The sequence below is a fragment of the Pseudaminobacter sp. Soil_N_29 genome, from assembly GCF_057656055.1.
Window position 1 is genome coordinate 977,872 of the sequence record NZ_JBDGLC010000001.1, and the last position, 25,542, is coordinate 1,003,413.

Below are 25,542 nucleotides of genomic sequence, written 5' to 3' on the forward strand. Positions count from 1 at the left end.
CCAGGAAATTGGGTGTAGAGAGCAAAAAACGCCAGGACGGCTAAACGGATTCGGTTCCTCGATGCTGCGCGACGCGATCGTCTTCCTGCTTGCGGCAATAGTCGTCGTGCCCCTCTTTCGACGCTTCGGCGTCAACGCCGTCATCGGATATCTTGTTGCGGGCGTGGTCATCGGCCCTCATGGGCTCGCGCTCGTGCGCGAAGTCGAAGGCACGCATGAACTGGCCGAACTCGGCGTCGTCTTCATGCTGTTTGCGATCGGCCTCGAGCTGTCGCTGGAAAGACTTCGGGTGATGGCGCGCTATGTCTTCGGCCTCGGCGTGGCCCAGGTGGCGATAACCGGCGCGGTCCTTGCCGGAGGCGCGCTGCTCCTCGGCGCCGACTGGGGCCAGGCCGCAGTGGTGGGCGGAGCCTTGGCGCTCTCTTCCACGGCATTCGTTCTTCAGCTTCTTCTGGAAAGGGGCGAGCTTTCCACCCACTTCGGTCGCATTTCGCTGTCCGTGCTTCTGCTCCAGGACCTGGCGGTGGTGCCCGGCCTTGCAATCGTGACGGCACTCGGCACCGAGCCGGACGCGCTGGCTCAAGCTCTCCTCGTCGCCGCCGTCAAGGCGCTGGCCGCCCTCGCCCTGATCCTGGTGGCGGGCCGGCTGCTGCTGCGCCCGCTCTATCGCATGATCGCCGGCACGCGCAGCCCCGAACTGTTCGCGGCCGCGACCCTGCTGGTTGTTCTGGGAACGGCCTGGGCCACCATGCAGGGAGGACTATCCATGGCGCTCGGTGCCTTCCTCGCCGGGTTGATGCTTGCCGGCACCGAATACCGCCACCAGATCGATGCCGATATCCGCCCTGCCCGCGGGCTGCTTCTCGGATTGTTCTTCGTCTCCATAGGAATGCTGATCGACTTTCGGATCATCATTCCTCGGCTGCCGGAGATCCTGCTTGTCACGGCACTCCTGATCATTGCCAAGGCCGCAATCATGACGGCCCTGTGCCGGCTGTTCCGGCTGCCCTTGCCCCTTTCCGCGAATATCGGGTTGCACCTTGCGCAGGGCGGCGAGTTCGCATTCGTGCTGTTCTCGCTTGCAATGGGAACCGCGGTTCTTCCGGCGCAAGCGGGGCAGTTTCTGCTGGCGGTCGTGGCGATCACCATGGCGATGACCCCGCTTTTGGGCCTGCTCGGCCAGCGAGCACAGGCCTGGCTGGAAGAAAAAGGCCTTGGCGGCGCGGCCGCCCTGGCGGCCGAGGCGCAGCTCTACGAAAACCATGTCGTCATTGCAGGCTTCGGCCGCGTGGGCCGTACCATCGCCGAGATGCTCGACGCACGACATATTCCCTGGATCGCTGTCGATCTAGATCCGGCCAACGTCGCCGCAGCGCGAGCCCGCGGACTGCACGTGTTCTTCGGAAACGCTTCACAAGAAGCGATCATGCACGCCGCCAAGGTGCGCCGGGCACGAGCCGCCGTGATCACCCTCGACGATCCCGTGGCGGCAGCCGCCGCCCTGAGGGTGATCCGAAGAGATTTGCCCGATCTGCCGGTGATCTTGCGGGCACGAGACGCGCAAAACATGGACGAACTGCTGCGCCGCGGCGCCAGCAGCGTCATGCCCGAAACCATCGAGTCGAGCCTGCTGCTCGGCGGCATGGTTCTTCGCTCGCTGGGCGAAACCGATGCCCAGATCGACGAGGTTATCGGGCACCTCAGGCTCAGCACCTACCGGGGGCGCGGATCGGACGCGCGCTAGCGCGGCGACACGCTCGGGAGGCCGCTTGCCGCCGGTTCGGGAGCCGAGCCTGATGCCGCACAAGTGAGTCGCGGGAACGTGGTTCCCCTTGGGATATTCTGATATTTTATTTCAAGAGACAGTTGCTCATGCGTCGGCTGCGACATGGGCTTGGAGGCGTCCGAGGCATCGGCCATCGAAGATGCGGTCTCTTCCCAAGCGCCGTCGAAGCCAATCGGGTTGGATCCCTACCGTACGCTTGACTTTGATCGGGGGAACTGGCGCTCGGCATAATCAGACACGTTGAAGGCGCGGACAATTCGTCCTCACCCGGCGGCGATGCAAGCCATCGGCTTGTTCGGCCGCATACCATGGAGGAATAGATGAAACCCGCAATCGTGACATGCGCCGCGACGATGCTCCCTGTCAAAGTGGCACTCATCTCGGTGCTGATGCTGTCCTTGTCTCCTGGTGCTGTGCTGGGAGCCTCGATCGAAAAGAAAGGGACCACACCCTACGTTACGCATTTCATCTTTCGGCCGTTGACGAACATCGACATACCCGGGCTCGGAACGGCCACCGCGCTGGAGGCGGTCGGGACCACTCAGAACATGAAGGGAGAAGCGATGCTCGACAAGATGTCGGCGCACTGCACGGCGGTAAGCGTTGCTTCGGGTGAGAAGAAATACATCGATGGCGCCTGCGTGCTGGCCGACAAGGACGGAGACAAGATCTTCTCGACCTTCGACACACGAGACCTCGACAAGTCGCAGCCGGATATGAATTGCGGCACCCACATCATCACTGGCGGAACGGGCAAATACAAAGGCATCACCGGCAGCGAGCCCTTTGCCTGCATAAACATGCCCGCACTGGCCGGCCCCGGCGGCTACACCGCCATGGACATTCCGCACAACACGACCTGGGAGATCAAATGACGGCTTGCCGCCTTGCGTGCAGCGGCACCTGAAAATCAAACAGGATCAGATCCAAGTTTGGCCCCGACAGCGGGGCCATTTTTCGGCCGGGCATGTGCCGCTGGGTGGTGATTGGTTGCGGCACGCGCGGCCGCATCGTGCTGGAACCGTCACTATCCTTGTAGTAAGGGCGCAATCTCGCCGCAACTTGACGGCATAGGGCGCCATGCGATTCACGTTGCACAAAATTCTGATCATTGCGGTTGCCGCGAGCCTCGCCGGCTGCGCCACGCCGCCCAGCGCGATCGAGGCCAAGACGGTGAACGACGGCCGCTTCGCAAATCTCGACTGCCCGATGCTCATAAGCGAGCGCGACCGCAAGGTTCAGATCCGTGACCTTCTGGTCGACGCGCAGAACGAGCGTTTTCGCGCCGACGTTATCAGCGGCGCGCTCACCGGAATGACCCAGTCGATGATCAAGTCGCCGCAGGAACGAGAGGCGAAGATCGCCGAGGTGAAGGGCGAGATCATCGCGCTGAACCAGGAGATCGCCGCGAAGGGCTGCGTGTTGCGGCTGACGCAGTGAAGCAGCGCCGGCCAACCTTCAATGCAGCCTGACGGGCTCCACAGGGAATTGCGGTGGTAGTGAAGGCCGAGTGACGGTAAACCGCCACTCGAATGCCGAGCCGCGCCGACCTGGTTCGGCCGCTCGGACCAAGGAGAAGTGTTACCGATGGTGAAGTATGAAGCCTGACGTTGTGATTGTAACCGGGGCCGGCCGCGGGATCGGCGCCGCCATAGCCCAGCGCCTCGCCCGCGACGGATGGAAAGTTGCCGGTCTTGATCTGATGTTCGGCGAAGAGGACCATCCGCATCTCGCTTTGCGCCAGACGGTGGACGTAGCCGACTACGAGGCCGTGGCAGCGGCCATCGGCGAGGTGGAAAAGGCGGTCGGGCCGGTGGGCGGGCTGGTCAATAACGCCGGCATCACGCGCGACGCCATCTGCCACCGCATGGACCCGGCCGACTTCCGCGCCGTTCTGGATGTCAATCTGGTCGGGCCGTTCAATCTGTGCCGCGCCCTGCTCGGAGGCATGCGCGAGCGATCCTTCGGGCGCATCGTCAACATCTCGTCCATCAATGCGCTGCGCGGCCAAGCCGGCCAGGCGAACTACGCGGCCGCCAAGGCCGGTCTCATCGCGCTCACCAAGAGCATCGCGCTCGAGAACGCCTCTAAGGGAATTACTGCAAACTGCATCGCGCCCGGCTTCGTCCGCACCGACATGACCGACGCGATGCGCGCCGACATCAGGGATGCCGAGGTCGCACGCATTCCGGTCGGCCGGATCGGCGCGCCGGAGGACATCGCTTCCGCCGCCTCGTTCCTGATGTCCGACGAGACGGGCTTCATCACCGGCGAGGTGCTTTCGGTGAACGGCGGCCAGTTCATGCGCTGATGGCGCAGGAAGCGCCGTCGAGCCACGAAAGATGCGCCGCGCCGCCCTGCCCTTCCGTTGGCTTCAGCGCGGTGCGATGCGCCTGACCACCGCCTTGCGCGGCGCGGGCTTCGCGTCGCCCAGCGTGTAGGCCGCCAGCACAGCCGCCGCCGCGTGCTCGGCATCCGCTTCGTTGCGGGCGTGCACCAGCGCCAGCGCTTCGCCGGCCTTGACCTCCGCGCCCACTGGCAGAAGTCGCGTGATGCCCACCGTGTGGTCAACGCTGTCTTCCGGCTTGGTGCGGCCGCCGCCGAGAGCCACCACCGCCATGCCGACGTCGCGCGTCTCGATGTTGGTCACGAAGCCGCTGCGCGGCGCCTTCACGACAAGCTCCAGCTTGGCCTTGGGCAGATAGGACGCGCAGTTCTCGACAAAATCAGACGGCCCGCCGAGTGCGGCCACCATGCGCGAAAACACTTCGGCCGCCGCACCACTGTCCAGCGCCTGCCGCGCGCGCCGCTCGCCTTCCTGGTTGGAGGCGGCGATGCCCGCCTGCTGCAGCATCTCGGCGGCCAGCGCCAGCGTGACCTGCTCCAGCCGGCGGTCGCGGTACCGACCGGTCAGGAAATCGACCGCGTTCTGCACCTCCACCGCGTTGCCGGCGGCCGAGGCCAGCGGCTCGTTCATGTCGGTTATCAGCGCCGAAGTGGGCAGGCCGGCCCCATTCGCCACCTCGACCAGGCTGGTCGCGAGTGCTGTGGCATCGCGGCTCCTGGCCATGAAGGCGCCGTTGCCGACCTTGACGTCGAGCACCAGCGACTGCAGCCCGGCGGCCAGCTTCTTCGACAGGATCGAGGCGGTGATGAGCGGAATGGATTCCACGGTCGCAGTCACGTCGCGGATCGAATAGACCCGCTTGTCGGCCGGGGCGAGGTTCGCCGTCTGGCCGATGATGGCGCAGCCCGTCTTGAGCACCGCATCGCGGAACAGCTTGTTGTCGGGCTGGCTGACATAGCCGGGGATGGAATCCATCTTGTCGAGCGTGCCGCCGGTGTGGCCGAGGCCGCGGCCGGAGATCATCGGCACATAGGCGCCGCAGGCCGCAACGATGGGCGCCAGCATCAGCGAGACATTGTCGCCCACGCCGCCGGTGGAGTGCTTGTCGGTGACCGGGCCGGGCAGGTCCGACCAGTCGAGCACGTCGCCGGAATCGCGCATGGCGAGCGTCAGCGCCACGGCCTCGTCGCGGCTCATGCCGTTGAAGAAGATCGCCATGGCAAGCGCTGCCACCTGGCCCTCGGACACCGCGCCCGAGGTCAGCCCCTGGACAAACCCGGCGATCTCCTCGGCGGAGAGCGGCTTGCCGTCGCGCTTGCGGCGGATGATTTCCTGCGGAAGCAGGTTGCCTCCCCTCGCCTCGCCGCTACTCATCCAGAAACCCCTCGCGGAACATGGTCTTCAGCACGGTGGCCAGGCGGGCGCCGCCGATGGGCGCCATGTCCTTGGTCTCCTCGTGCGACAGCTCGGCCCCGGTCATGCCGGCGGCCAGGTTGGTGACGACCGAGCAGGCGGCGACCTTGAGCCCGAAGAAGCGCGCGAGGATCACTTCCGGAACGGTCGACATGCCCACCGCATTGGCGCCCAGCACCCGCGCCATGCGGATCTCGGCCGGCGTCTCGAAGCTCGGGCCCGAGAACCACATGTAGACGCCCCGGTGCAGCTTGATCTCGGCCTTCTCGGCCGCTCCCGCGATCGCGGCGCGCAGGCCCGCGTCATAGGCTTCCGTCATGCCGACGAAGCGGCGGTCGCTCGGTTCGCCGAACAGCGGGTTGGTTCCGGAGAAGTTGATGTGGTCGTCAATGAGCATCACCGAGCCCGGCAGCATGTCGGGGTCCACCGAGCCGGCGGCGTTGGTGAGCAGCAGGTGCGTGATGCCGATGCCGGCCAGCACCTCGATCACGGGTCGCATGGCGGCGGCGTTGCCGTGCTCGTAATAGTGCGCGCGGCCGGCCAGCATCAGCACCGGCAAGCCGGCGAAATGGCCGGCCACGACCTCGCCGGCATGGCCGGTGACGCCACTGACCGGAAAGCCCGGCAGGTCGGCATAGGAGATGCGGATTGCATTCTCCACCTCGTTGACGAGGCCGCCGAGGCCCGAGCCGAGCACGAGCGCCACGCGCGGCGCCAGCCCGCCCAGCTTCTCGACGAGATGATCCACCGCTTCCTTCATTTCAGAATGCTACCCTTGAACCCGTAGGGCAGCATTTCGCCGAGGGTCACCGTTTCGACCACCCCTGCGTCGTCGCAGAGGTAGAGCTTGGTGTCGGCCTCAGCGAATTCGGCCAGCCGCTGGCGGCAGCCGCCGCAGGGCGTGATGCGGTGCATGCGCTCGGCCACCACCGCGATCTCCGTGATCTTGCCGCCGCCGCCCATGATGTAATGGCCGAGCGCCGTGGTCTCGGCGCACCAGCCCTCGGGATAGGACGCCACCTCGATGTTGCAGCCGGAGAAGATGCGTCCGTCCTCGGTGCGCAGGGCCGCCCCCACCGGGAATTTCGAATAGGGCGCATGGGCGTGTTTCATCGCGGCCACCGCCGCCTCGAACAGATCGTGCGACATTGCTTATCTTTCCTTCACATAGGGCACGCCGCCGGCGCGCGGCGGGATCGCCTTGCCGATGAAGCCGGCCAGAAGGATGACGGTGAGCATGTAGGGCAGCGCCTGCATGAGCTGGACCGGCACCTTGCCGATCATCGGCCAGGCCATGCCCTGGAAGCGGATGGAAGCGGCCTCCAGGAAGCCGAACAGCAGGCAGGCGAACATGGCCGGCACGGGCTTCCACTTGGCGAAGATGAGCGCGGCAAGCGCGATGAAACCCTTGCCGGCGGTCATGTCCTTCACGAAGCCGGCGTTCTGCGCCACCGAAAGATAGGCGCCGGCAAGGCCGGTGAGCACGCCAGTGCACAGCAGCGCGCGATAGCGCAGCCAGGTCACCGAAATGCCTGCGGTGTCGACCGCCGCCGGGTTCTCGCCCACGGCGCGCAGGCGCAGGCCGAAACGCGTGCGGAACAGCACCCACCAGGTGAACGGCACCATCAGGAAGGCGACATAGACCAGCAGCGAGTGGCCGGACAGGATGTCCGAATAGATCGTACCTACCACCGGCACCTCCCGCAGCGCATCCGCGCCGGGCAGCGTGATCGCCTGGAAGCGGGCGTCGCCGCTGAGCGAGGGCGTGCGGCCGCCCTGCTGAAACCAGGCTTGGCCGAGGATGATGGTGGAGCCGGCGGCAATGAAGTTGATCGCCACGCCCGACACGATCTGGTTGCCTCGATGGGTGATGGAAGCGAAGCCATGCACCAGCGCCAGCGCAATCGACGTCAGCACCGCCGCACTGAGCCCCACCCAGGCCGAGCCGGTGACGGCAGCTGCCGATGCACCGGCAAAGGCGCCGGCCAGCATCTTGCCTTCCAGGCCGATGTCGAAGATGCCCGACCGCTCGGAATAGAGGCCGGCGAGGCAGGCCAGCAGCAGCGGCACCGAGACGCGGATCGTCGCGCCGACGAGTTGGACAAGGGCGTCCAGAAGTTCCATGTCAGGCCCCCTCTTCCTTGGCCACGGTAACGCCGACGGAGCGCGGGCTGACGCTGGCGAACAGGGTCTGGATGGCCGGCCGGAACATGTGCTCCAGCGCGCCGGCAAAAAGGATGACCAGGCCCTGGATGATCACGATCATGTCTCGGCTGATGTTGGGCATCTCGAATGCCAGCTCGGCGCCGCCCTGATAGAGTACGCCAAACAGGATAGCCGCGGGCACGATGCCCGCCGGATGCGAGCGGCCCATCAGCGCCACCGCGATGCCGACGAAGCCGGCGCCAGTGACGAAGTCGAGCTGGACGCGGTGCTGGTCGCCCATGATCGGGTTCAGCGCCATCATGCCGGCCAGTGCGCCCGAGATCATCATGGTGATGATGATGATGCGAGCTTCGGAGATGCCAGCATAGCGCGCCGCCTTGGGGCTGAAACCGTAGGTGCGCATCTCGTAGCCGAGCCTGGTGCGCCAGATCAGCACCCAGACCAAGAAGGCCATGACCAGCGCCAGCAGGAAGGAGATGTTGAGCGGGGCCGAGCGCACGCTCATACCGAACATTTCCAATAGCCAGCCGAGCTTGGGCAACTGCGCGCCGGGCAGGAAGTCGCGCGTCTGCGGCGCCATCGAGCCGGCCGGCTTCAACACGTCGACCAGCAGATAGACCATGGCGCTGGCGGCGATGAAGTTGAACATGATCGTGGTGATGACGATGTGCGAGCCGCGCTTGGCCAGCAGATAGGCCGGGATCAGCGCCCACAGCGCGCCCACCGCAGCCGAGGCCAGGATCGCGAGGGGGAACGTCGTCCACCATGGCAACACGCTGTCGAGCCCCAGGCACACGACCGCCACACCAAGGCCTGCGATATAGGCCTGTCCCTCGCCGCCGATGTTGAACAGGCCGCAATGAAACGCCACCGCAACCGCAAGGCCGGTGAAGATGAAATTGGTGGCGTAGAACAGCGTGTAGGCGATGTTCTGGCCGTTGCCGAAGGCGCCCTTCACCAGGATACCCGCCGCCTGCAGCGGGTTCTCGCCCACCAGCATGACGACCAGGCCGGCCACGATGAAGGCCACCGCCAGGTTGACGATCGGGATCAGGCCATAGTCCGCCCAGCCGGGCAGTTTTGCGTAGGGGGTGCTCACTCTGCGGCCTCCTTGCCTTCGACGCCGGCCATCAGCAGGCCCAGTTCGCCCTCGCTCGCGTCGGGGCCCCGCTCGCCAACGACGCGGCCGGCGAACATGACCAGGATGCGGTCGGACAGTGAGCGGATCTCGTCGAGCTCGACCGAGACCAGAAGCACCGCCTTGCCCTGGTCGCGCATGGCGATGAGGCGCTTGTGGATGAATTCGATGGCGCCGACGTCGACGCCGCGCGTCGGCTGGCCGACGATAAGGACGCCCGGGTCCTGCTCGATCTCGCGCGCCAGCACGATCTTCTGCTGGTTGCCGCCGGAAAAGTTCGCGGTCTTCAGGCGGCAGTCACCCGGCCGGATGTCGTATTTCTCGATCTTCTCCCTGGCATCGTTGCGGATCGTGTCGATGTTCAGGAACGGACCGTTCAGATATTTCGGCTGGTCATGATAGCCGAGGATCGAGTTCTCGTTTTCCTCGAAGGCCAGCACGAGGCCGACATGGTGGCGGTCCTCCGGCACGTGGGCCAGGCCACGGTCGCGCAGTTCGCCGGGGTCGGCGTTGCCGGTGACGTCGATGGGCTTGCCGTCGAGGGTCACCGTGCCCGAAACGGCGCGGCGCGTGCCGGCAATCGCCTCGATCAGCTCCGACTGGCCGTTGCCCGCGACGCCGGCGATGCCGACGATCTCGCCGGCCCGCACCTCGAAGGAGACGTTGTCGACCATGGTGACACCGCGCGAATCCTTCACCGTCAGGTTCTTCACGGACAGCTTCACCTCGCTGGGATTGGGCTCGCCCTTTTCGACACGCAGCAGCACGCGGCGGCCAACCATCAGCTCGGCCAGCTCCTCCACCGTGGTTTCGGCGGTCTTGCGGGTGGCGACCATCGTGCCCTGGCGCATGACCGAGACCGTGTCGGTGATGGCCATGATTTCACGCAGCTTGTGCGTGATCAGCACCACCGTCTTGCCCTGCTCCTTGAGCTGCTCGAGGATACGGAACAGGTGGTCGGCTTCCGCCGGCGTCAGCACGCCGGTCGGCTCGTCAAGGATGAGGATTTCGGCGCCGCGATAGAGCGCCTTGAGGATTTCGACGCGCTGCTGCAGGCCCACCGGCAGTTCCTCGATCACCGCATCGGGATCGACCTCCAGCCCGTATTCGCGCTCCAGTCGGCGCAGTTCGGAGCGCGCCTTGGAAATGGAATTGTTGAGCAGGGCCTCGCCCTCGGCGCCGAGGATGACGTTTTCGAGCACGGTAAAGTTTTCCACCAGCATGAAGTGCTGGTGCACCATGCCGATGCCCACCGCGATGGCGTCGTTAGGCGTGCGGATGGCGGTCGGCTCGCCGTCGACGCGGATCTCGCCGCTGTCGGCCTGATAGAAACCGTACAGGATCGACATCAGCGTCGACTTGCCGGCTCCGTTTTCGCCGATGATGCCGTGGATCGTGCCGGGAGCGATTTCCAGGTTGATATCGCGGTTGGCGCGAACGGCACCAAAACTCTTGTTGATGCCGATCAGCTCGATTGCAGCTTCCGCCATTCGACGGTGTACCCCTGTTTTATTTTTATCGTTTGGTCAAAAACTAGCATGCCGCCATTTCCCTGCCAATTGGCCAGGGGACCCGGATTTCACTCTCGACAAATCGCCTGCCAATTGTCAATTTCCCAGGGCGCGCCGGGCGCGATATTGACAGATTGTCGAGATTTTGTGGCATTTCGCCCGCCCGGCTCTAAATTTTGCAACAGGATTTCCGACATGACCGCCCCCGACGACCGGCTGACGACGCTCGAAATTCGAGCGGCCGAACAGGAGAAGACCATCGAGGAACTGTCCGGCCAGATCGCCGAACAGTGGAAGGTGATCGACCGGCTTCAGCGGAAGCTGGATGCGCTGACGGATCGCTTCCTGGCGCTGGAAGAGCAGGCCGCCCCCGGCCACGAGGCCACCAAGCCGCCGCATTGGTAATGGCATGCCTCGGTCACGCATCATTCCGCTGCGGACAGTTTTTTCGACATCAGCACCGTCGGCTCGCCGCCGTCGTGGAACCGCTCGACGACACTCCATGCCAGGGCCGCATAAAACCCTTCGGCGTTTGAGGTATATAGGTGGATGACCGGGCAGGCGACCGACCGGGCATGCGCCTCGATCGCCTCCACCAGCTTCGACCCCACCCCTCGCCCCCTGAATTCGGGCGCCACCACCAGTCCGGCGAGCCAGGGCGATACATCGTGTTGCGCCTCGATCTCGTTGCGAACGAAGAGGCATGCGCCGGCGAGCCTGCCATCGCATTCTACAACGAGGGCGACTTCGTAGCCCTGATTGCGGACGAAGGTCTCGATCTCGCTGCGGTCTTGCTCCAACGAGCGGTCGCTGCCCTTGAAGAAAGCGTCGTAGCGCAGCTTCGCCATGGCCGCGAGTTCGTCCGCCGACGGCTTCGCCAAGCGTATGCTAACCGGCATGTACCGTCTCCGATCCGCGCAGTTGCGAGCGCGCAAGTGGCAGCAGGCAAAGCCCGCCGATGGCGGCGGTCAGCGCCAGAAACACACCAAAGCCCGCCCAGCCATGGGCCTCGATGACATAGCCCGCCAGCGGCGGCCCGATGACGGTGCCGATGCCGCCCGCCTGGCAGACGAGGCCGATGGCGATCGAGGCGGATTTCCCCTGCGGCACGATTGCCGGAATGCTGGCAAACAGCGCCGAGGCGATGATGCCGCCCGCAATGGCGATGACCACCGCAGCCGCGGTCGCCAGCGCCGGCGCGGAGCCGCCGAAGGTCGGCACCGCCGCGACCAGGCTCGCCGCGAAGCCCACACCCGCCAGCATCAGCACGAAGCGGCCGTCGCGGCCCTTGACCAGAACGCCGGTCAGCACGTTGCCGATTGGCACGATCAGCGCGATCAGGCCGGCCGACAGCGCGATATTGGCCTGCGGAAGTGCCACGAATGCCGGTGTGAAGGCGAAGAAGCTGACCGAGAGCACGACGTAGAAACCGAAAGACAGCGCCACCAGAGCGACCGGAAAGGTCAGCTGCGCGGCAAGGCCGCCGGTTAGCGAAGCCGAGGCCTGCGTTTCCGAGCCGGCATCGGCATCGCCGACCATTGCCAGCAGCACGGCTCCGATCAGCGCGAACAGCGCAAACGCCACGATGGCTGCCAGCAGGAAAAGCTGCGGCTCGGCCGTCGGCAGAATCCCACGTGCCATGAAGTCGGCGACAGCGAACCCGACGGGGACGAAACCGCCCCAGATCGCCAGCGCCGGCGCCCGCCAGGCGGGTGGCGCAATGGTGTTAAGCAGCGCCGGAATGACAATGACCAGCACCAGGTAGCCGACGCCTTCGACCAGGCGCGCCGCGAGAATGGCCGCCGGATCGCTGAGGAAGGCGAGTGCCAGGCCGCCGGCAGTCATCACCACGGCAGACGCGATGAAGGAGCGGCGCATACCGGCGCGCTCGATGGCCCAGCCGGTCGGCAGCGCCACCAGCGCCACGAAGATGCTGATCATCGAGGTCAGCCAGCCGATCAGCACCAGCGAGAAGCCGGCCTCGCTTCTGTACCAGTCCACCAGCGGCGCGATCTTGCCGAGTTGCGTGCCCGCCAGCACGCCCGCCAGCAGCAGGGCGGCGATGGTCGCCAGGCGTATCCGGCTGTCGTTCATGCATTTCCCCCCGATCACGCGTCGGCCGGCTCCGGCGTCAGCCCCAAGTGCGGCTCAGGCTGCAGCGTGCCCTGCGCGAAAAGGACCACGCACCATTTCTACAGAGTTCAAACAAAAGCCGCCGGCTTGCGCCGGCGGCTCTATTCTGGCGCCCTTTGGATCAATAGGGGCAGGCGTTGTCCGACATGTAGTCGTGGACCTCGATCTTGCCGGCAGCGATGTCGGCCTTGGCCTGTTCCACGGCCGCCTTCATCTCTTCGGTCACCAGGTCCTTGTTGTTCTCGTCCATGGCGTAGTCGACGCCGCCTTCCTTCAGGCCGAGATTGTTGAAGCCCGGCGTGAACTTGTCGTCCTTGGTGTCCATGAAGGCATTGTAGACGGCCACGTCGACGCGCTTGAGCATCGAGGTCAGCACCTTGCCCGGCTGCAGGCCGTTCTGGTTGGAGTCGACGCCGATGCCGAGCTTGCCCGCGTCGGCGGCTGCTTGCAGCACGCCCACGCCGGTGCCGCCTGCCGCGGCATAGACCACGTCCGCGCCCTGCGAGATCTGCGACTTGGCGATTTCGCCGCCCTTCGTCGGGTCGTTCCAGGCCGCCGGGGTGTCGCCGGTCATGTTGTAGAACACCTCGGTCGCGCCGGCTGCCTTGGCGCCGCCAACATAGCCGCAACCGAACTTGCGGATCAGCGGAATGTCCATGCCGCCGATGAAGCCGACCTTCTTGGTCTGGGAGGCCATGGCCGCCAGCATGCCGACGATGTAGGAGCCCTCATTGTCCTTGAACACCACCGAACGCACGTTCGGCTTGTCCACCACCATGTCGATGATGGTGAACTTGATGTCCGGGAATTCCGGCGCAACCTTTTCCAGCGCCGCGGCCCAGGAGAAGCCGGCCATGACGATGGGGTTGTTGCCGTCCTCGGCGAACTTGCGCAGCGCCTGCTCGCGCTGGGCGTCGTTCTGGATTTCGAAGTCGCGATAGGCGATGCCGGTCTCTTCCTTGAACTTCTCGGCGCCATGATAGGCAGCCTCGTTGAAGGACTTGTCGAACTTGCCGCCGAGATCGTAGATGATCGCGGGCTTGATGTCCGCGGCGAAAGCCGGGAAGGCCAGTGCTGTTGCGGCCAGAAGGCCAAGAACGATACGCTTCATGTGAACACCCTGTTTTGCGTTGGTGCGCCGCGTACGTTCCCCGCCCTGCGGGCGCTTCACGGCGCTTCGCAGGAGGTGCCCCTCCCACATGCGCGACACTGTCGCACGGCAAGAAATAAAATTCACCTGGAATCTTGGGCGTGAAAAATGCCGCTGCGGAAGCCCTTAACAGCGGCTCGGCCCCGGGATTTCAAGGCTTGCGGGCGGGCGCAAAATTCGCATTTCCGCCCGCCGGGCTGGCGCTCAGGCGCCGGCCGAGGCGCCCTGCGGGATAGGGCAGGAAACGCCAGTGCCCTGCAGCCCGCAATAGCCGTTCGGGTTCTTGGCCAGGTACTGCTGGTGGTCTTCCTCGGCGAAGTAGAATTCGGGCGCAGGCGCAATCTCGGTGGTGATCCTGTCGCGCCCCGCCCCGCGCAGCGAAGCCTCATAGGCATCGCGCGAGGCCACTGCGGCGCGATACTGCTCGTCGCCGAAAGTGTAGATCGCCGAGCGGTAGGTGGTGCCGATATCGTTGCCCTGCCGCATGCCCTGGGTGGGATCGTGGCTTTCCCAGAACGTCTTCAGCAGCTGCGCATAGGAGACCACCTTGGGATCGAACACCACCAGCACCCCCTCGGCATGGCCGGTAAGCCCGGTGCAAGTCTCCTGGTAGGTCGGGTTGGGCGTGACGCCGCCGGCATAACCAACTGCCGTCACCCACACGCCCTCCATTTGCCAGAACAGCCGCTCAGCGCCCCAGAAGCAGCCCATGCCGAACATGGCCTTCTCCAGCCCTTCCGGGTAAGGCCCCTTCAGCGGATGCCCGGAGACGAAATGCCTGGCCGCGGTGGGGATCGGCTCGTCCCGGCCGCGCAGGGCCTCTTCCGGCTTCGGCAGCTTGAGCTTCTTGTTCAGCATGTCGCTCAGGAAAAACATGGCATTATCCCTTTCTCGGGTTGCGGCCCCTGCCCTCTCCAGGCATCAACGCCCCTGCACGTAGCCCACATCGCGCCGGCGCGGGCGATGGCCGATCGCATAGAGCAGGAAGGCCAGCGCCAAGAACACGGCGAAGCCGGGCAGGTTCAGCACGGTGACGGTGACCGGATCCCAGGCCAGCGGATGAATCTTCGTCTGCACGAAATGCTGAAAACTCTCCAGCGTGTGCGGCGAAACCGCGGCCCAGCTGGTGCGCAGCGGCGTCAGAACCAGATGCGCGGCGGCCACGGTGCGCGTGGCGTCCAGCACAGCCATGATGACGGCAACCGCCAGCGCGATGGTTGCAGCGAACCTGAACAGGAAGCGCAAGTTCGAATCCTCGGAGCTTCGTTTCGCCAAGAGACATATGGTGCGTTGTCCGGCTGCGCAATCGTCCTATATGAAATTCGGCCGATCCGCCGGGCGAGCCCGAGCGCAAAATTTCTGCGCCGGCCAAAAAACAGGCGCAAGGCAGGCTTGGCATTCGCTTCAGGATCGACTAGATGAACCCCGCGCTTGCTTCGTTCGACGAAGCCTGCGCCGCGGAGAGGTGGCCGAGTGGTTGAAGGCGCACGCCTGGAAAGTGTGTATACGGGGAACCGTATCGCGGGTTCGAATCCCGCTCTCTCCGCCATTACATCGACACAAGACGTTGAGTCTGCTGCCCAATTTTCCGCCGCTTAGTTTTCTCCCCACCTCTATCCCCATTTCGCAGCGGTGCATCCAAGTGGCTGGGGCGTCCTGCTGCCCATCATCCTTGACTCGGCGCTAGCGGCTGTATGGGATAATCCCATTAGCGCTCCTACCGTGCTCGAGGTTTCGTTCTACGCCCACTCTGGAATCCGCGGTGATGGGGGGAATTGATGGGCGCCTCCATCGCGCCGGAAGATGTCCGGGACATTGTCCAGGGACCCCAGGAAGCCTTTCCGCGTTTCGATGCGCATGAGGCGGCCATCCGCGCCTCCCTGCATTCGCGCACAGGCCGCGACATGCGCGCCGGCATGGTCGCCAGCCGCCGCCTACGCTTTGCTGGGGCGCTCGCTCCCGTTCTTTCCAACCTCTCGCCCGCTGAGGCCCTGAGGGTCGAGGCGCTGGCGCACCTGCTCTATTCGGCCTCCGCCTGGGAGGTCCTGAAGGATTACGGCGGTCTCACCGGCGCCTAGGCCGGAGAGGCAGCCTCTTGGGCGCTCGATACGATCCTGTCCGCGGTCGGGTCGGGCTCATTGACGCGGACGTAACATCGACAGCCAAGGAGAATGGCGATGAGCATAAGCGTCACCACCATGCAGCAAGGCGAGACCCGCGGGGTCGTCGCCGACCGCGTCCGCTTTCTGGGCGGTCTTGCGGGATCGAACCTTGAACTTCTCGAGGTGGAGATTCCACCAGGTTCCGGCACACCGCCGCACAGCCACGCCTCGCCCGAACTTTTCTATGTGATCGATGGCGAGGTCACCATCCGGCACTTCGCTGCCAGCAAGCCGCCGACAACCGTCTCGGCTGGAGCCGGCACCTCGGTGCGCATCGACAGCCACGCGCCGCACAACTACATGAACGAGAGTGGCAAGCCTGCGCGCATGCTGGTGCTTATCGAACCATCGATGACCGCCTTTTTTCGGGAAATCGGAACGGCCGAGCCACAGACCGCGCCAGATTTCGCCCGCATCGGCGCGGCCATGCAGCGCCATTGCATCGAAGCCCTGCAGACGGCTTCCTGACACGCTACGCGCCCTTGCTGCCTTCAGTTGGAATCGGAGCAAGGCGCTGGCAGTCCGGAGCCGTCAAGCGTCTGCCCACCACTGATCGAGAAGCGTCCCGCTGCCCGACGGGACGTCTCTTGTGGAGGCCATAGCCCGAACCGCCATCCGTTTCCGGCCCGTGGCTTGGGCTGGCGGCTGCTGCCTATGCAGCGCCTGCTGACAAGTCACAATCGACGAGGCACTCGATCAAGGGCGCTAGCTCGGCAAAAGCGGGCCGGTCGCGCAGCCAGGTGATCCAGTAGCCTTCGGCCATCCGCAGCGTCGAGCCTGTCAAGCGTTCGAGCCTGCCGGCTTGGAGCGCATCGGCGCACAGCGCAAGCGACGCCAGCAGAACGCCGGCGCCGGCTTCGGCCGCCCTCAATGACTGGACGAAGGTGTCGAAGCGCAGCAATGGCACCCGCGGCGGCGGTTCCCCCATCGCGGCGGCCCAATCGCGCCAACCGGCCCGCGGGCCCGAGGTGGCGATGCGTGGCTTGCCATGCCAGGACCCGGATGAACCGCCAAGCAAGGCTGGCGAAGCCAAGGGCGCGAGGTCTTCGATGAAAAGCTGCCTGGCTTCGCGACCCGGCCAGTTGCCCCTGCCGAAACGGATCTCGAAGTCGGCCTCCAGACGCTCATAGTCCGGCAGATGCTGGATGGTCTCCAATGAAATCTGCACGTGCGGCAGACGACGCGCGATTTCCCTCAGGCGCGGGATGATCCACAGTTCGATCACCGACGCGGAAGCGGCGATGGTGATCTTGCGGCGAGGCTGCTCGAACAGATTGGCAGCGCTGTGCAACAGCCGGTTCAGCGCATCCTGCACGTGAGGCAGCCAGGATTCCCCTTGCGTTGAAAGGGTCACACCCCGCGCCTGGCGGTTGAACAACTGTGCGCCGAGGTGGAGTTCGAGGTTCCTGATGCGCTGACTGACCGCGGCCTGCGTCAGTCCCAATTCATTTGCCGCTGCCGTGAAGCTGCCCAATCGCGCGGCGGCCTCAAAGACACGTATCCATTCGAGCGGGGGAAGTTGCGGTCGGTTCTCAGCCATAAGCAATTCAGCGTCATGTGGTTGAATACGATTGTTTGTCGTTATGCCTTGGCGCGTGTCAAGGTTCGTGCGTCCGATCATCACCCCGCGAAGGAGCGCTCCATGCCAGTCCCTGTTGAAATCGTCGATGGCGGCCAGGCGCTCGCGCTTGACTTGCCTGGCAGAGGGCGTCGGCGCTTTCATGCCATCTGGCTGCGCGACAATGCCTGGGATGAAGCGACGCGTGCGCCGGGTAACGGTCAACGCCTGATCACGCTCGGCGACATTCCCGCTGGCACGCGGATCGCAGAGGCACGGCTCGAGGCCGGACAACTTCAGGTGACGTTTCAGCCGGAAGACAGAAGCATTGCTTTCGATCTCGGCTGGCTTGCGGATCGCGCCTACGATTGCAATGTCGACCAGGTCGCCGGCTGGTCCGGGCCCGAGATCGAGACGTGGGATGCGACGCTCGGCGCACGTGTCCCGATCGGCGATTTTGCCGCCGTCAGCCGCGACCGAGAGGCGCTCGGCGAATGGCTTTACGGGGTGCGCCGCTTCGGCTTCGGCAAGCTCACGGGCGGGCCGGTTGAAGACGGCGCGCTGTTCAAGGTAGCCGACCTCTTCGGCTATGTCCGCGAAACCAACTATGGTCGCCACTTCGAGGTGCGGACGGAGGTGAACCCCTCGAACCTCGCCTATACGGGACTGGGCTTGCAGGCGCATACCGACAATCCCTATCGCGACCCGGTGCCGACGCTGCAGATCCTCTACTGCCTGGAGAATTCGGCCGAGGGTGGCGAGAACATGGTGGTGGACGGATTCCGGGCCGCCGAGCGCCTGCGCGCTGAGAGCCCGCGCGGTTTCGAACTTCTGACCCGTTACTGCGCCCGTTTCGAGTATGCCGGCAGTTCGGGTGTCTGTCTTCAATCGCGACGCCCGATGATCGAGCTTGCACCCGACGGCGAGTTGGTCTGCATCCGCTTCAACAACCGTTCTGCGGCAGCGATCACCGACGTTCCCTATGACAACATGGCCGATTACTACGCAGCCTACCGCCGCCTCGGCGAGATCATCGACGACACGGCCATGGAGGTCACGTTCAAGCTCTCCCCTGGTGAATCCTTCATCGTCGACAACACGCGCGTCCTCCATGCACGCAAGGGCTATTCCGGGGCCGGCTCGCGATGGCTGCAAGGCTGCTACGCCGACAAGGACGGCCTGCGCTCGACGCTGGCGGCGATCGAACGTCAAGAGCGAAAGGCAGCGTGATGACGAAGCCCAACCCCGACAAGCTGACGCGAGAGACGATCGTCGCGTTTCTGGCCGACATTTTCGAGCGTCGTGGCGGCGAGGAATATCTCGGTGAGCCGGTGACCATGGCCGAGCACATGCTGCAAGGGGCTTATCTTGCCGAACAGCAAAACGAGCCGGAAACCATCATCGTCGCGGCGCTGCTGCACGACATCGGCCATTTCACCAGCGAGTTCGGGACGTTCTCGATGGAGGACACGCACGACAAGCATCACGAGGAGGCCGGTGCGGCAGTGCTGAAACGCTTCTTCCCAAGTCTCGTCATCGATTGCGTGCGGTACCACGTCGCGGCAAAGCGCTACATCTGCGCCACCGATCCTGCCTATTTCGGGCAATTGTCGGCGGCGTCGATCCACTCACTGAAACTTCAAGGCGGGCCGATGACTCCCGAAGAAGTCAGGGAGTTCGAACGCAATCCCAACGCCAACGAGATCGTCCGCGTTCGTCACCTCGATGATGCGGGCAAGATAGCAGGCATGGACACGCCCAGCTTTGCGCACTACGCGCCGATGGTGCAGCGTGTCGTGGATGCACATTGCCTGTCTCGGCTTTGAAGGCAGCGACCATACGATCAGGTGCTGAAAAATTAACACCGAACCAAGTGGGTCGCTCCGGAATAGGAAGCGCCGTGGCCGCACCAGAAGCGACGTCCACAGCGGCCGAAGCACTAGCAGCATCATCAACTTTGGGGACCGTGAGAGACCGAGCCGCTGGAAGTGGTTACTTCTTCAAATAGCCACCATTGCAGATGCCGATGTCGGCACCAACTGGACGTGGAGCGGCACAAGGGGCATCAACGGCGGCGGCTGCATCAATGAAGCTCGGCATTGATGCCCGCGATCCGATCGAGCTGCAAAGGACGACACCAGTCGCTCAGACGTGGAGCCGCGCTCCGAGGGGGCGAACTGGAGCGCCTCCCAAAAGCGCTGACACCGCTTGAGTGGATGACCCGCCCGGCCAGTTCCTGGCCCGAGGAATTCAAGGAAAAAAGACGGCTTCGGCTAAAGCCTCGGTTGCTTGTCCGATTCCCTTGTTGTACGAATTTTCAACAAGGGACATCTGGACACCTCAGACATGGTACGAACCGAGTATCCGTTTCCTGTCGAAACCGTGGATCCGTTCTGGATCACGCTGGCAGATGACGTTCGGATCGCAGCGACCTTGTGGCGTCCGAAGACGGATATGCCGGTGCCAGTCGTCGTCGAGATGGTGCCCTATCGCCGCCGCGACGGCACTGTGGCGCGCGACATCGACATCCATCCCTACCTTGCCGGGCATGGCATTGCCTGCGTCCGTGTCGATATTCGCGGCGCCGGCGATTCCGGTGGCGATCTGGCCGACGAATATCTGCCGCGCGAGCAGGAGGACGCCTGCGAGATCATCGCGCATCTCGCCACTCAACCCTGGTGCAACGGCAATGTCGGCATGACCGGCATTTCCTGGGGCGGCTTTAACGCGCTCCAGGTCGCCGCGAGAAGACCTCCGGCCTTGAAGGCCATCATAACGCTCTGTGCCAGTGACGATCGCTATGCCGACGACATACACTATATGGGCGGCGCGCTCCTGACGGAGCAGGAAATGTGGTCGAACTTCATGCTGGTGAAGAAGGCGATGGCGCCCGACCCGCAGATCGTCGGAGAGGCCTGGCGAGCCATGTGGGAGAGCCGTCTTGCCGCGACGACCTCGCTGTCGGAAACCTGGCTGGCGCACCAGCGGCGGGACGACTACTGGCGCCAGGGTTCGGTTTGTGAGGATTACTCGGCTATCGAATGCGCGGTAATGGCCATCTGCGGCTGGGAGGACAGCTACTCCAATTTCGTTCCGCGCCTGCTCGAAAACCTGCAGGGTCCAAAGCTCGGCATCGTCGGGCCATGGTCGCATGCCTATCCCTGTCGCGGTGCGCCCGGGCCGCTGATCGGCTACCTGCAGGAGGCGTTGCGCTGGTGGCGGTACTGGCTCGCCGGCGAGGAAACCGGCATCATGGCCGAGCCGCTTTACCGCGTCTGGATCACCGGCGAGGAACGCCCGCAGCCCTTCTATCTTCCCGACCATGCCGGTCGCTGGGTCGCAGAGGAAAAATGGCCGTCGCCGCGGATCGAGCGCCGCACGCTTCGTCTCAATGCGACAGGTCTCGGGCCCGAGGCTGCCCGCGGCGAGACGCTTTCGGTGCGCTCGCCGGCAACCGCCGGGCGCGACTGCGGCCGCTGGGGCGGCTATGGCGGAAGTTGTCCGGACATGCCGGTCGACCAGCGGCGCGAGGACGGTCTCGCGCTGTGTTTTGACACCGTGCCCCTCGATGAAGACCTGACCCTGCTTGGCGCACCCGAGATCGACCTGCTCGTGACCGTCGACCAGCCGCACGTCAACCTTGTGGCTCGCCTTTGCGATGTCTATCCCGACGGCACTTCGGCGTTGATGACCTATGGCGTGCTCAATCTCAGCCATCGCGACAGCCACGAGCATCCCGAGCCCTGTCCGGTCGGGAAACCGCTCCGCGTCAGACTGCACCTCAACGATTTCGGCCGCACTGTGCCGGTGGGCCATCGCATCCGCTTGGCACTTGCCAACCAGCATTGGCCGATCCTCTGGCCGCAACCTTGCCTGTCGACCTTGTCGGTAGCCACCGGCGACAGCATTTTGACCCTTCCGGTGCGTCCTCCATCGGCGCTGGACAGCAATGTGCGATTTGAGGAAGCCGAAACCGCGCCGCCGGTTGCGTCCACGGTTCTGCAGGAGGGGTTCGACAGCCGCATCGTCACCGACGATGTCGGCAGCGGCGTCCAGACCATCGCATTGACCTCCGACCATGGACGCACACGCTATGACGACCGCGGCATCATCGTGTCTTCCGCCAACAGCGACACGATGAGAATCTGCGCCGACGATCCTCTTTCTGCGAAGCTGGTCACCGAATACCGTTGGGCCATCGCCAGCGGGGACGCCGACATGGAAAGCATGGCGCGCACGGAATTGACGGCCGACGCGACGCATTTCCATCTCAGTTGGCACCTCGAGGCCCGAGAACGAGGCAGGCTCGTCCACAGCGCCTCGGCAACGCGGCGCATCAGGCGCGATTTCGCCTGAGGAGAGCCAGAGACCATGCTCATATACGCAATCAAGCGCATTGGCCTCGGTCTCCTGATCCTCACCTTCGTCATGGTGGTCATGTATGCGGCCGTATTCCTCGTGCCCGGCGATCCGGCCAGCGTGGCGCTCGGGCCGCGCGCCACGCCAGAACTGAAGAAGATGCTGATCGAGCGCATGGGGCTCGATCAGCCGGTGTGGTGGCAGATCGTGGAGTTTTTCCGCAACGCGCTCACCGGCAACCTCGGCTACGACGTCTGGTCGAACCGGCCCGTGTCCACGCTCGTCATGGAAGCTCTGCCCAACACACTGGTGCTTGGGGTCACGTCGCTTGCCGCCGCCCTGCTCATCGGCGTTCCACTTGGCTGCCTGTCGGTAGTGCGGCGCGGCACTGCGGCCGACGCAATCATTGGCGTCCTGTCGGTCGGCGTCATTGCGGTGCCGTCCTTCGTCGTGGCCATCTACTCGTTGCTGCTGTTCGCCGTGACACTACGCTGGCTGCCCGCGATCGGCGCCGGCGAAACCGGCGACGTCGTGAGCCAGGCCAAGGCGCTGGTCATGCCGGCGCTTGCCATCGCGCTCGGCTGGATCGGTTACATAGCCCGCATGGTACGCGCCTCGATGATGGAAGTGATGGGCGAGCCGCACATCCGCACGGCGCGCTCCTTCGGCCTGCCTGAATGGAAAGTCGTGTCGAAATACGCCCTGCGCATCGCCATCATCCCGACCATCTCGCTGGTCGCGGTGGGGCTGGGCAGCATTCTTTCCAGTGCCGTCTTCGTCGAAGCCGTGTTTGCCCGACCAGGCATTGGCAAGCTCGTCACCGACGCGGTCAACACTCGCAACTATCCGGTCGTCATGGGAACGGTGCTGATCATGACCGCCATCTACGTCTCAATCACCATTGCCGCCGATCTGCTGATTGCGCGGCTAGATCCGAGGGTTCGTGATGTCTTCCGTGGCTGAAGCAGCTCTCTCCGGCCCGGACCGACAACGGTTTCCGCTACTTCGCAGCCTGCTCGCCGACCCATTCACTTGCGCAGCGCTCATCGTAGTGGCAGGTTTTGTCATCACTGCCGCATTCGCCCCGTGGCTTGCGCCCTATTCGCCGACCAAGATCGACGTGCTCCACAAGCTGCAGCCGCCATCGGCCGACCATTGGTTCGGCACCGACCATCTCGGCCGCGACCTGCTTTCCCGCATTATCTTCGGGACGCGCACTGCGCTGATGATCGCCATGGTTTCGGTGGTGACTGCCGGCGCGATCGGCCTTCTGCTCGGGCTTATCGCCGGTTACGGGCCGCGCTGGCTCGACGCGCTGCTGGTACTGACCTTCGACAGCCTGAATTCGCTCCCCATGATCATGTTCGCACTCGCCATGATCACTGTGCTTGGCGCGGGAACCAGTACGCTGATCATCGTCATCGCCGCGACCTCGTTTCCAAGCTATGCGCGGCTGACCCGGGCTCAGACGCTGGCGCTGAAAAACAGCGACTACATTCTGGCCGAACGGCTGCTCGATGCCGGGCCTGCGCGCATTATCTTTGTCCATCTTTTGCCGAATGTGGTCAGTCCCCTTATCATCCTCCTGTCGATGGATATCCCCGTCGTCATCATGGTCGAAGCCGGCCTGAGCTTCCTTGGTATTGGCGTCCGTCCGCCGACCCCGTCCTGGGGCAGCATTCTTTATGACGGCTACACCAGCATCCGTTCGGCTCCCTTCATGGTCATCTTCGGCGGCATGCCGCTGGTGCTCGCCACGTTGGGCTTCACCTTCCTCGGCGAGGGCCTGCGGGACTATCTCGACCCTCGCCTGAAGCTGAGGAGGCCGGCATGATGGGCTCCCTCGCCGTCAGCGACCTCAGCGTTCGCTACGAGACCCCGCAAGGCGACGTCCACGCGCTGCGCCATGTCGATATCGAGGCGCATGCCGGTGAGGTGATCGGCATCGTCGGTGAGAGCGGTTGCGGCAAGTCCACGCTGGTCACCTCGCTGGCCAATCTTCTGGCGCCCAACGCACGCGTCGAGGGCTCCATCATCTACAATGGCATCGATCTCGTGAGCCTCGATCCGCACCGTCGGCGCCTTCTTCGCGGCGACGAGATTGCACTCGTCTCGCAGGATCCCATGACCGCCTTCAACCCGGTGCTGACCATCGGCGACCAACTCGCCGACTTCCAGCATCACCGCAAGGACCTGAACCGGGCGCAGAAGAAGGCGCGCATAGCCGCCATGCTCACGCGCGTCGGCATTGCGGACGCGGAGCGGCGCATGAAGAGCTATCCGCACGAATTGTCGGGCGGCATGCGCCAGCGCGTTGCAATAGCCGCGGCACTCTTGACTGACCCCGGCCTGCTCATCGCCGATGAACCGACGACGGCGCTCGACGTCACCATGGAGGCGCAGATCATTCATCTGCTGCGCGAACTGCGACGCGAATACAACGGCATCATCATCGTCGTGTCACACCATCTCGGCGTCATCGCCGAACTCTGCGACCGGGTCTACGTGATGTACGCGGGCGAGGTCGTCGAAGGCGGCGAGGCCGATGCGATTTTCCACTATGCCCGCCATCCCTACACGCGTGCCCTGCTCTCCTGCGACCCGGCGCGTTTTCCGGAAAGGCTGGAGCGGCTGCCTACCATTCCCGGTACGCTGCCAAATTTGATGGAGCGGCCAGCCGGTTGCATCTATGCATCGCGCTGCGATCGTACCCTCGCAGCTTGCCAAAATGCGGCGCCTCCGCGCGTCGAACTCTCGGCATCCCACTTCGCTCGATGCCATGGAGTGCGCTAATGACTCCCCTGCTTGAGATCGAAGAACTGGCGGTGAACTTTGGGCGCGGCGGGATGATCAATCGCCTTCTCAACCCGCTGCCGCTGCCCAGCTTCAATGTTCTAGACGGTGTCACGTTGTCGCTGATGCCGGGCGAGACAATCGGACTGGTGGGTGAATCCGGTTCCGGCAAGACCACGCTTGCCCGCACCATCCTCGGGCTTGTGCGTGCCGCGGCCGGGCGGATTGCCTTCGAGGGCAGGGATGTCGTGACGCAGGCCGATTTCCGTGCCATGCGCCGCAGGTCGGCGATGATGTTTCAGGATCCCGTTGCCTCGCTCAGCCCGCGTCTGCGCATCGGTTCGCTACTGACCGAACCCCAGCTTATTCAGGGCTTGCCTATGCCCGATCGGCGCGCTGCCGCCAAGGCACTGTTGGCACAGGTCGGTCTCCCCGCTTCCTTCGCCGAACGGTATCCCCATGAACTCTCGGGCGGCCAGGCGCGCCGCGTCGGCGTAGCCCGAGCACTCGCTATGAAGCCGCATCTTCTGCTCGCCGATGAGCCGACTGCCGGTCTCGACGTCTCCGTCCAGGGCGACGTTCTCAACCTGGTCGCTGAATTGCAGCGCGAACTCGGCTTCGCCGCGATGATCGTCACCCACAATCTCGCAATAATCCGTCATGTGAGCGACCGCCTCGCCATCATGTATCTCGGGAGACTGGTCGAGACCGGACCGACCCAAGAAGTGTTTGCAGCACCGCTGCATCCCTACACCGCGACTCTGATCCGCTCCGAGCCGGTGCCGGACCCTCGTCAGCGCAGGTACCACCTCGCCGTCAGCGGCGAGATACCGAGCGTGTTCAGCAGGCCTTCGGGCTGCGAATTCCACACCCGCTGCCCAGTGGTTCAACCACGTTGCCGCGTCGAGCGGCCGGCTTATCGAAGGGCGGGTGCCAACCGGATGGTGCGCTGCCATTATCCACTGGAGACATGCGACCAAGAAAGGGAAGCCTTGGCATGCGCTTCCGAAAACAAGGGGAACTGAC

General features: G+C 64.4%; 26 protein-coding genes and 1 tRNA gene. 15 read left to right on the plus strand and 12 right to left on the minus strand.

The features are described from left to right. Positions 1 to 61: 61 nt before the first annotated feature. The 4 genes from AC3A4H_RS04655 (at position 62) to fabG (ending at position 4,097) form a co-directional block, all read left to right on the plus strand. Entirely contained in the window at positions 62 to 1,744 is a 1,683-nt protein-coding gene (locus AC3A4H_RS04655; protein WP_487765631.1) for a monovalent cation:proton antiporter-2 (CPA2) family protein, read from the plus strand. Positions 1,745 to 2,106: 362 nt separating this feature from the next. Next, positions 2,107 to 2,661 carry a hypothetical protein gene (locus AC3A4H_RS04660; RefSeq protein WP_487765632.1) on the plus strand — a complete coding sequence of 185 codons (555 nt, stop codon included), beginning with the start codon at positions 2,107 to 2,109 and terminating at the stop codon, positions 2,659 to 2,661. Positions 2,662 to 2,878: 217 nt separating this feature from the next. Next, entirely contained in the window at positions 2,879 to 3,226 is a 348-nt protein-coding gene (locus AC3A4H_RS04665) for a hypothetical protein (protein WP_487765633.1), read from the plus strand. Between the two features lie 157 nt (positions 3,227 to 3,383). Then, positions 3,384 to 4,097, plus strand: coding sequence for a 3-oxoacyl-ACP reductase FabG (gene fabG, locus AC3A4H_RS04670; RefSeq protein ID WP_487765634.1), 714 nt, complete (start codon positions 3,384 to 3,386; stop codon positions 4,095 to 4,097). A 63-nt stretch (positions 4,098 to 4,160) separates the two neighbouring features. Here the strand turns inward: fabG and deoA are convergent, their stop codons facing one another. Genes deoA through AC3A4H_RS04700 form a run of 6 tightly spaced genes read right to left on the minus strand, consistent with a single transcriptional unit; the run spans position 4,161 to position 10,340 of the window. Then, positions 4,161 to 5,477 carry a thymidine phosphorylase gene (gene deoA, locus AC3A4H_RS04675; RefSeq protein WP_487765894.1) on the minus strand — a complete coding sequence of 439 codons (1,317 nt, stop codon included), beginning with the start codon at positions 5,475 to 5,477 and terminating at the stop codon, positions 4,161 to 4,163. A 22-nt stretch (positions 5,478 to 5,499) separates the two neighbouring features. Further along, entirely contained in the window at positions 5,500 to 6,306 is an 807-nt protein-coding gene (locus AC3A4H_RS04680) for a purine-nucleoside phosphorylase (protein WP_487765635.1), read from the minus strand. Next, complete coding sequence (cdd, locus tag AC3A4H_RS04685; protein ID WP_487765636.1) at positions 6,303 to 6,695, minus strand: cytidine deaminase; 393 nt, start codon at positions 6,693 to 6,695, stop codon at positions 6,303 to 6,305. The genes AC3A4H_RS04680 and cdd overlap by 4 nt, the downstream gene beginning before the upstream one ends. A gap of 3 nt (positions 6,696 to 6,698) precedes the next feature. Then, positions 6,699 to 7,670: an ABC transporter permease gene (locus AC3A4H_RS04690; RefSeq protein ID WP_487765637.1), complete on the minus strand. Its 972-nt coding sequence runs from the start codon at positions 7,668 to 7,670 to the stop codon at positions 6,699 to 6,701. A 1-nt stretch (position 7,671) separates the two neighbouring features. Next, positions 7,672 to 8,811 carry an ABC transporter permease gene (locus tag AC3A4H_RS04695; protein ID WP_487765638.1) on the minus strand — a complete coding sequence of 380 codons (1,140 nt, stop codon included), beginning with the start codon at positions 8,809 to 8,811 and terminating at the stop codon, positions 7,672 to 7,674. Next, positions 8,808 to 10,340, minus strand: a complete 1,533-nt coding sequence (locus AC3A4H_RS04700) for an ABC transporter ATP-binding protein (RefSeq protein WP_487765639.1) — start codon at positions 10,338 to 10,340, stop codon at positions 8,808 to 8,810. The genes AC3A4H_RS04695 and AC3A4H_RS04700 overlap by 4 nt, the downstream gene beginning before the upstream one ends. 216 nt (positions 10,341 to 10,556) lie before the next feature. On the opposite strand from AC3A4H_RS04700, the gene AC3A4H_RS04705 reads away from it, so the two are divergent. After that, positions 10,557 to 10,766: a SlyX family protein gene (locus AC3A4H_RS04705; RefSeq protein ID WP_348777757.1), complete on the plus strand. Its 210-nt coding sequence runs from the start codon at positions 10,557 to 10,559 to the stop codon at positions 10,764 to 10,766. Positions 10,767 to 10,786: 20 nt separating this feature from the next. Here AC3A4H_RS04705 and AC3A4H_RS04710 read toward each other — a convergent pair whose 3' ends face one another. From AC3A4H_RS04710 to AC3A4H_RS04730, 5 genes are all read right to left on the minus strand, one after another. Further along, positions 10,787 to 11,209: a GNAT family N-acetyltransferase gene (locus AC3A4H_RS04710; RefSeq protein ID WP_487765640.1), complete on the minus strand. Its 423-nt coding sequence runs from the start codon at positions 11,207 to 11,209 to the stop codon at positions 10,787 to 10,789. A gap of 40 nt (positions 11,210 to 11,249) precedes the next feature. Continuing rightward, complete coding sequence (locus AC3A4H_RS04715; RefSeq protein ID WP_487765641.1) at positions 11,250 to 12,455, minus strand: MFS transporter; 1,206 nt, start codon at positions 12,453 to 12,455, stop codon at positions 11,250 to 11,252. A gap of 160 nt (positions 12,456 to 12,615) precedes the next feature. Then, positions 12,616 to 13,605 (minus strand): BMP family lipoprotein, encoded by a 990-nt coding sequence (locus AC3A4H_RS04720; protein WP_348777754.1) that lies wholly within the window; start codon positions 13,603 to 13,605, stop codon positions 12,616 to 12,618. A gap of 243 nt (positions 13,606 to 13,848) precedes the next feature. After that, positions 13,849 to 14,520, minus strand: coding sequence for a peptide-methionine (S)-S-oxide reductase MsrA (msrA, locus tag AC3A4H_RS04725; protein ID WP_487765642.1), 672 nt, complete (start codon positions 14,518 to 14,520; stop codon positions 13,849 to 13,851). A gap of 45 nt (positions 14,521 to 14,565) precedes the next feature. Further along, a complete protein-coding gene (locus AC3A4H_RS04730) occupies positions 14,566 to 14,835 on the minus strand; it encodes a hypothetical protein (protein WP_487765895.1) in 270 nt (89 codons plus the stop codon). Between the two features lie 268 nt (positions 14,836 to 15,103). On the opposite strand from AC3A4H_RS04730, the gene AC3A4H_RS04735 reads away from it, so the two are divergent. From AC3A4H_RS04735 to AC3A4H_RS04745, 3 genes are all read left to right on the plus strand, one after another. Continuing rightward, positions 15,104 to 15,193, plus strand: a tRNA-Ser gene (locus tag AC3A4H_RS04735). 229 nt (positions 15,194 to 15,422) lie between these two features. Beyond that, positions 15,423 to 15,722 (plus strand): hypothetical protein, encoded by a 300-nt coding sequence (locus tag AC3A4H_RS04740; RefSeq protein WP_487765643.1) that lies wholly within the window; start codon positions 15,423 to 15,425, stop codon positions 15,720 to 15,722. Positions 15,723 to 15,821: 99 nt separating this feature from the next. Continuing rightward, the gene (locus tag AC3A4H_RS04745; RefSeq protein WP_487765644.1) at positions 15,822 to 16,274 is read left to right on the plus strand and encodes a cupin domain-containing protein; all 453 of its coding nucleotides are present in this window, start codon (positions 15,822 to 15,824) and stop codon (positions 16,272 to 16,274) included. 184 nt (positions 16,275 to 16,458) lie between these two features. Here AC3A4H_RS04745 and AC3A4H_RS04750 read toward each other — a convergent pair whose 3' ends face one another. Continuing rightward, positions 16,459 to 17,346 carry a LysR family transcriptional regulator gene (locus AC3A4H_RS04750; RefSeq protein WP_487765645.1) on the minus strand — a complete coding sequence of 296 codons (888 nt, stop codon included), beginning with the start codon at positions 17,344 to 17,346 and terminating at the stop codon, positions 16,459 to 16,461. Here AC3A4H_RS04750 and tmpA point away from each other — a divergent pair. From tmpA to AC3A4H_RS04785, 7 genes are all read left to right on the plus strand, one after another. Then, complete coding sequence (tmpA, locus tag AC3A4H_RS04755; RefSeq protein WP_487765646.1) at positions 17,326 to 18,594, plus strand: 2-trimethylaminoethylphosphonate dioxygenase; 1,269 nt, start codon at positions 17,326 to 17,328, stop codon at positions 18,592 to 18,594. The two genes, AC3A4H_RS04750 and tmpA, sit on opposite strands and share 21 nt — an antisense overlap. Then, positions 18,594 to 19,190, plus strand: a complete 597-nt coding sequence (gene tmpB / locus AC3A4H_RS04760) for a (R)-1-hydroxy-2-trimethylaminoethylphosphonate oxygenase (protein ID WP_487765647.1) — start codon at positions 18,594 to 18,596, stop codon at positions 19,188 to 19,190. Before tmpA ends, tmpB begins: the two co-directional genes overlap by 1 nt. 520 nt (positions 19,191 to 19,710) lie before the next feature. Beyond that, positions 19,711 to 21,720 carry a CocE/NonD family hydrolase gene (locus AC3A4H_RS04765; RefSeq protein ID WP_487765648.1) on the plus strand — a complete coding sequence of 670 codons (2,010 nt, stop codon included), beginning with the start codon at positions 19,711 to 19,713 and terminating at the stop codon, positions 21,718 to 21,720. A 15-nt stretch (positions 21,721 to 21,735) separates the two neighbouring features. Then, a complete protein-coding gene (locus tag AC3A4H_RS04770) occupies positions 21,736 to 22,686 on the plus strand; it encodes an ABC transporter permease (RefSeq protein WP_487765649.1) in 951 nt (316 codons plus the stop codon). Continuing rightward, on the plus strand, positions 22,670 to 23,557 hold the full coding sequence (locus tag AC3A4H_RS04775; protein ID WP_487765650.1) for an ABC transporter permease: 888 nt from the start codon (positions 22,670 to 22,672) through the stop codon (positions 23,555 to 23,557). The genes AC3A4H_RS04770 and AC3A4H_RS04775 overlap by 17 nt, the downstream gene beginning before the upstream one ends. Beyond that, positions 23,554 to 24,516 (plus strand): ABC transporter ATP-binding protein, encoded by a 963-nt coding sequence (locus AC3A4H_RS04780; protein ID WP_487765651.1) that lies wholly within the window; start codon positions 23,554 to 23,556, stop codon positions 24,514 to 24,516. The genes AC3A4H_RS04775 and AC3A4H_RS04780 overlap by 4 nt, the downstream gene beginning before the upstream one ends. After that, a complete protein-coding gene (locus AC3A4H_RS04785; RefSeq protein ID WP_487765652.1) occupies positions 24,516 to 25,541 on the plus strand; it encodes an oligopeptide/dipeptide ABC transporter ATP-binding protein in 1,026 nt (341 codons plus the stop codon). Before AC3A4H_RS04780 ends, AC3A4H_RS04785 begins: the two co-directional genes overlap by 1 nt. Position 25,542: the final 1 nt, after the last annotated feature.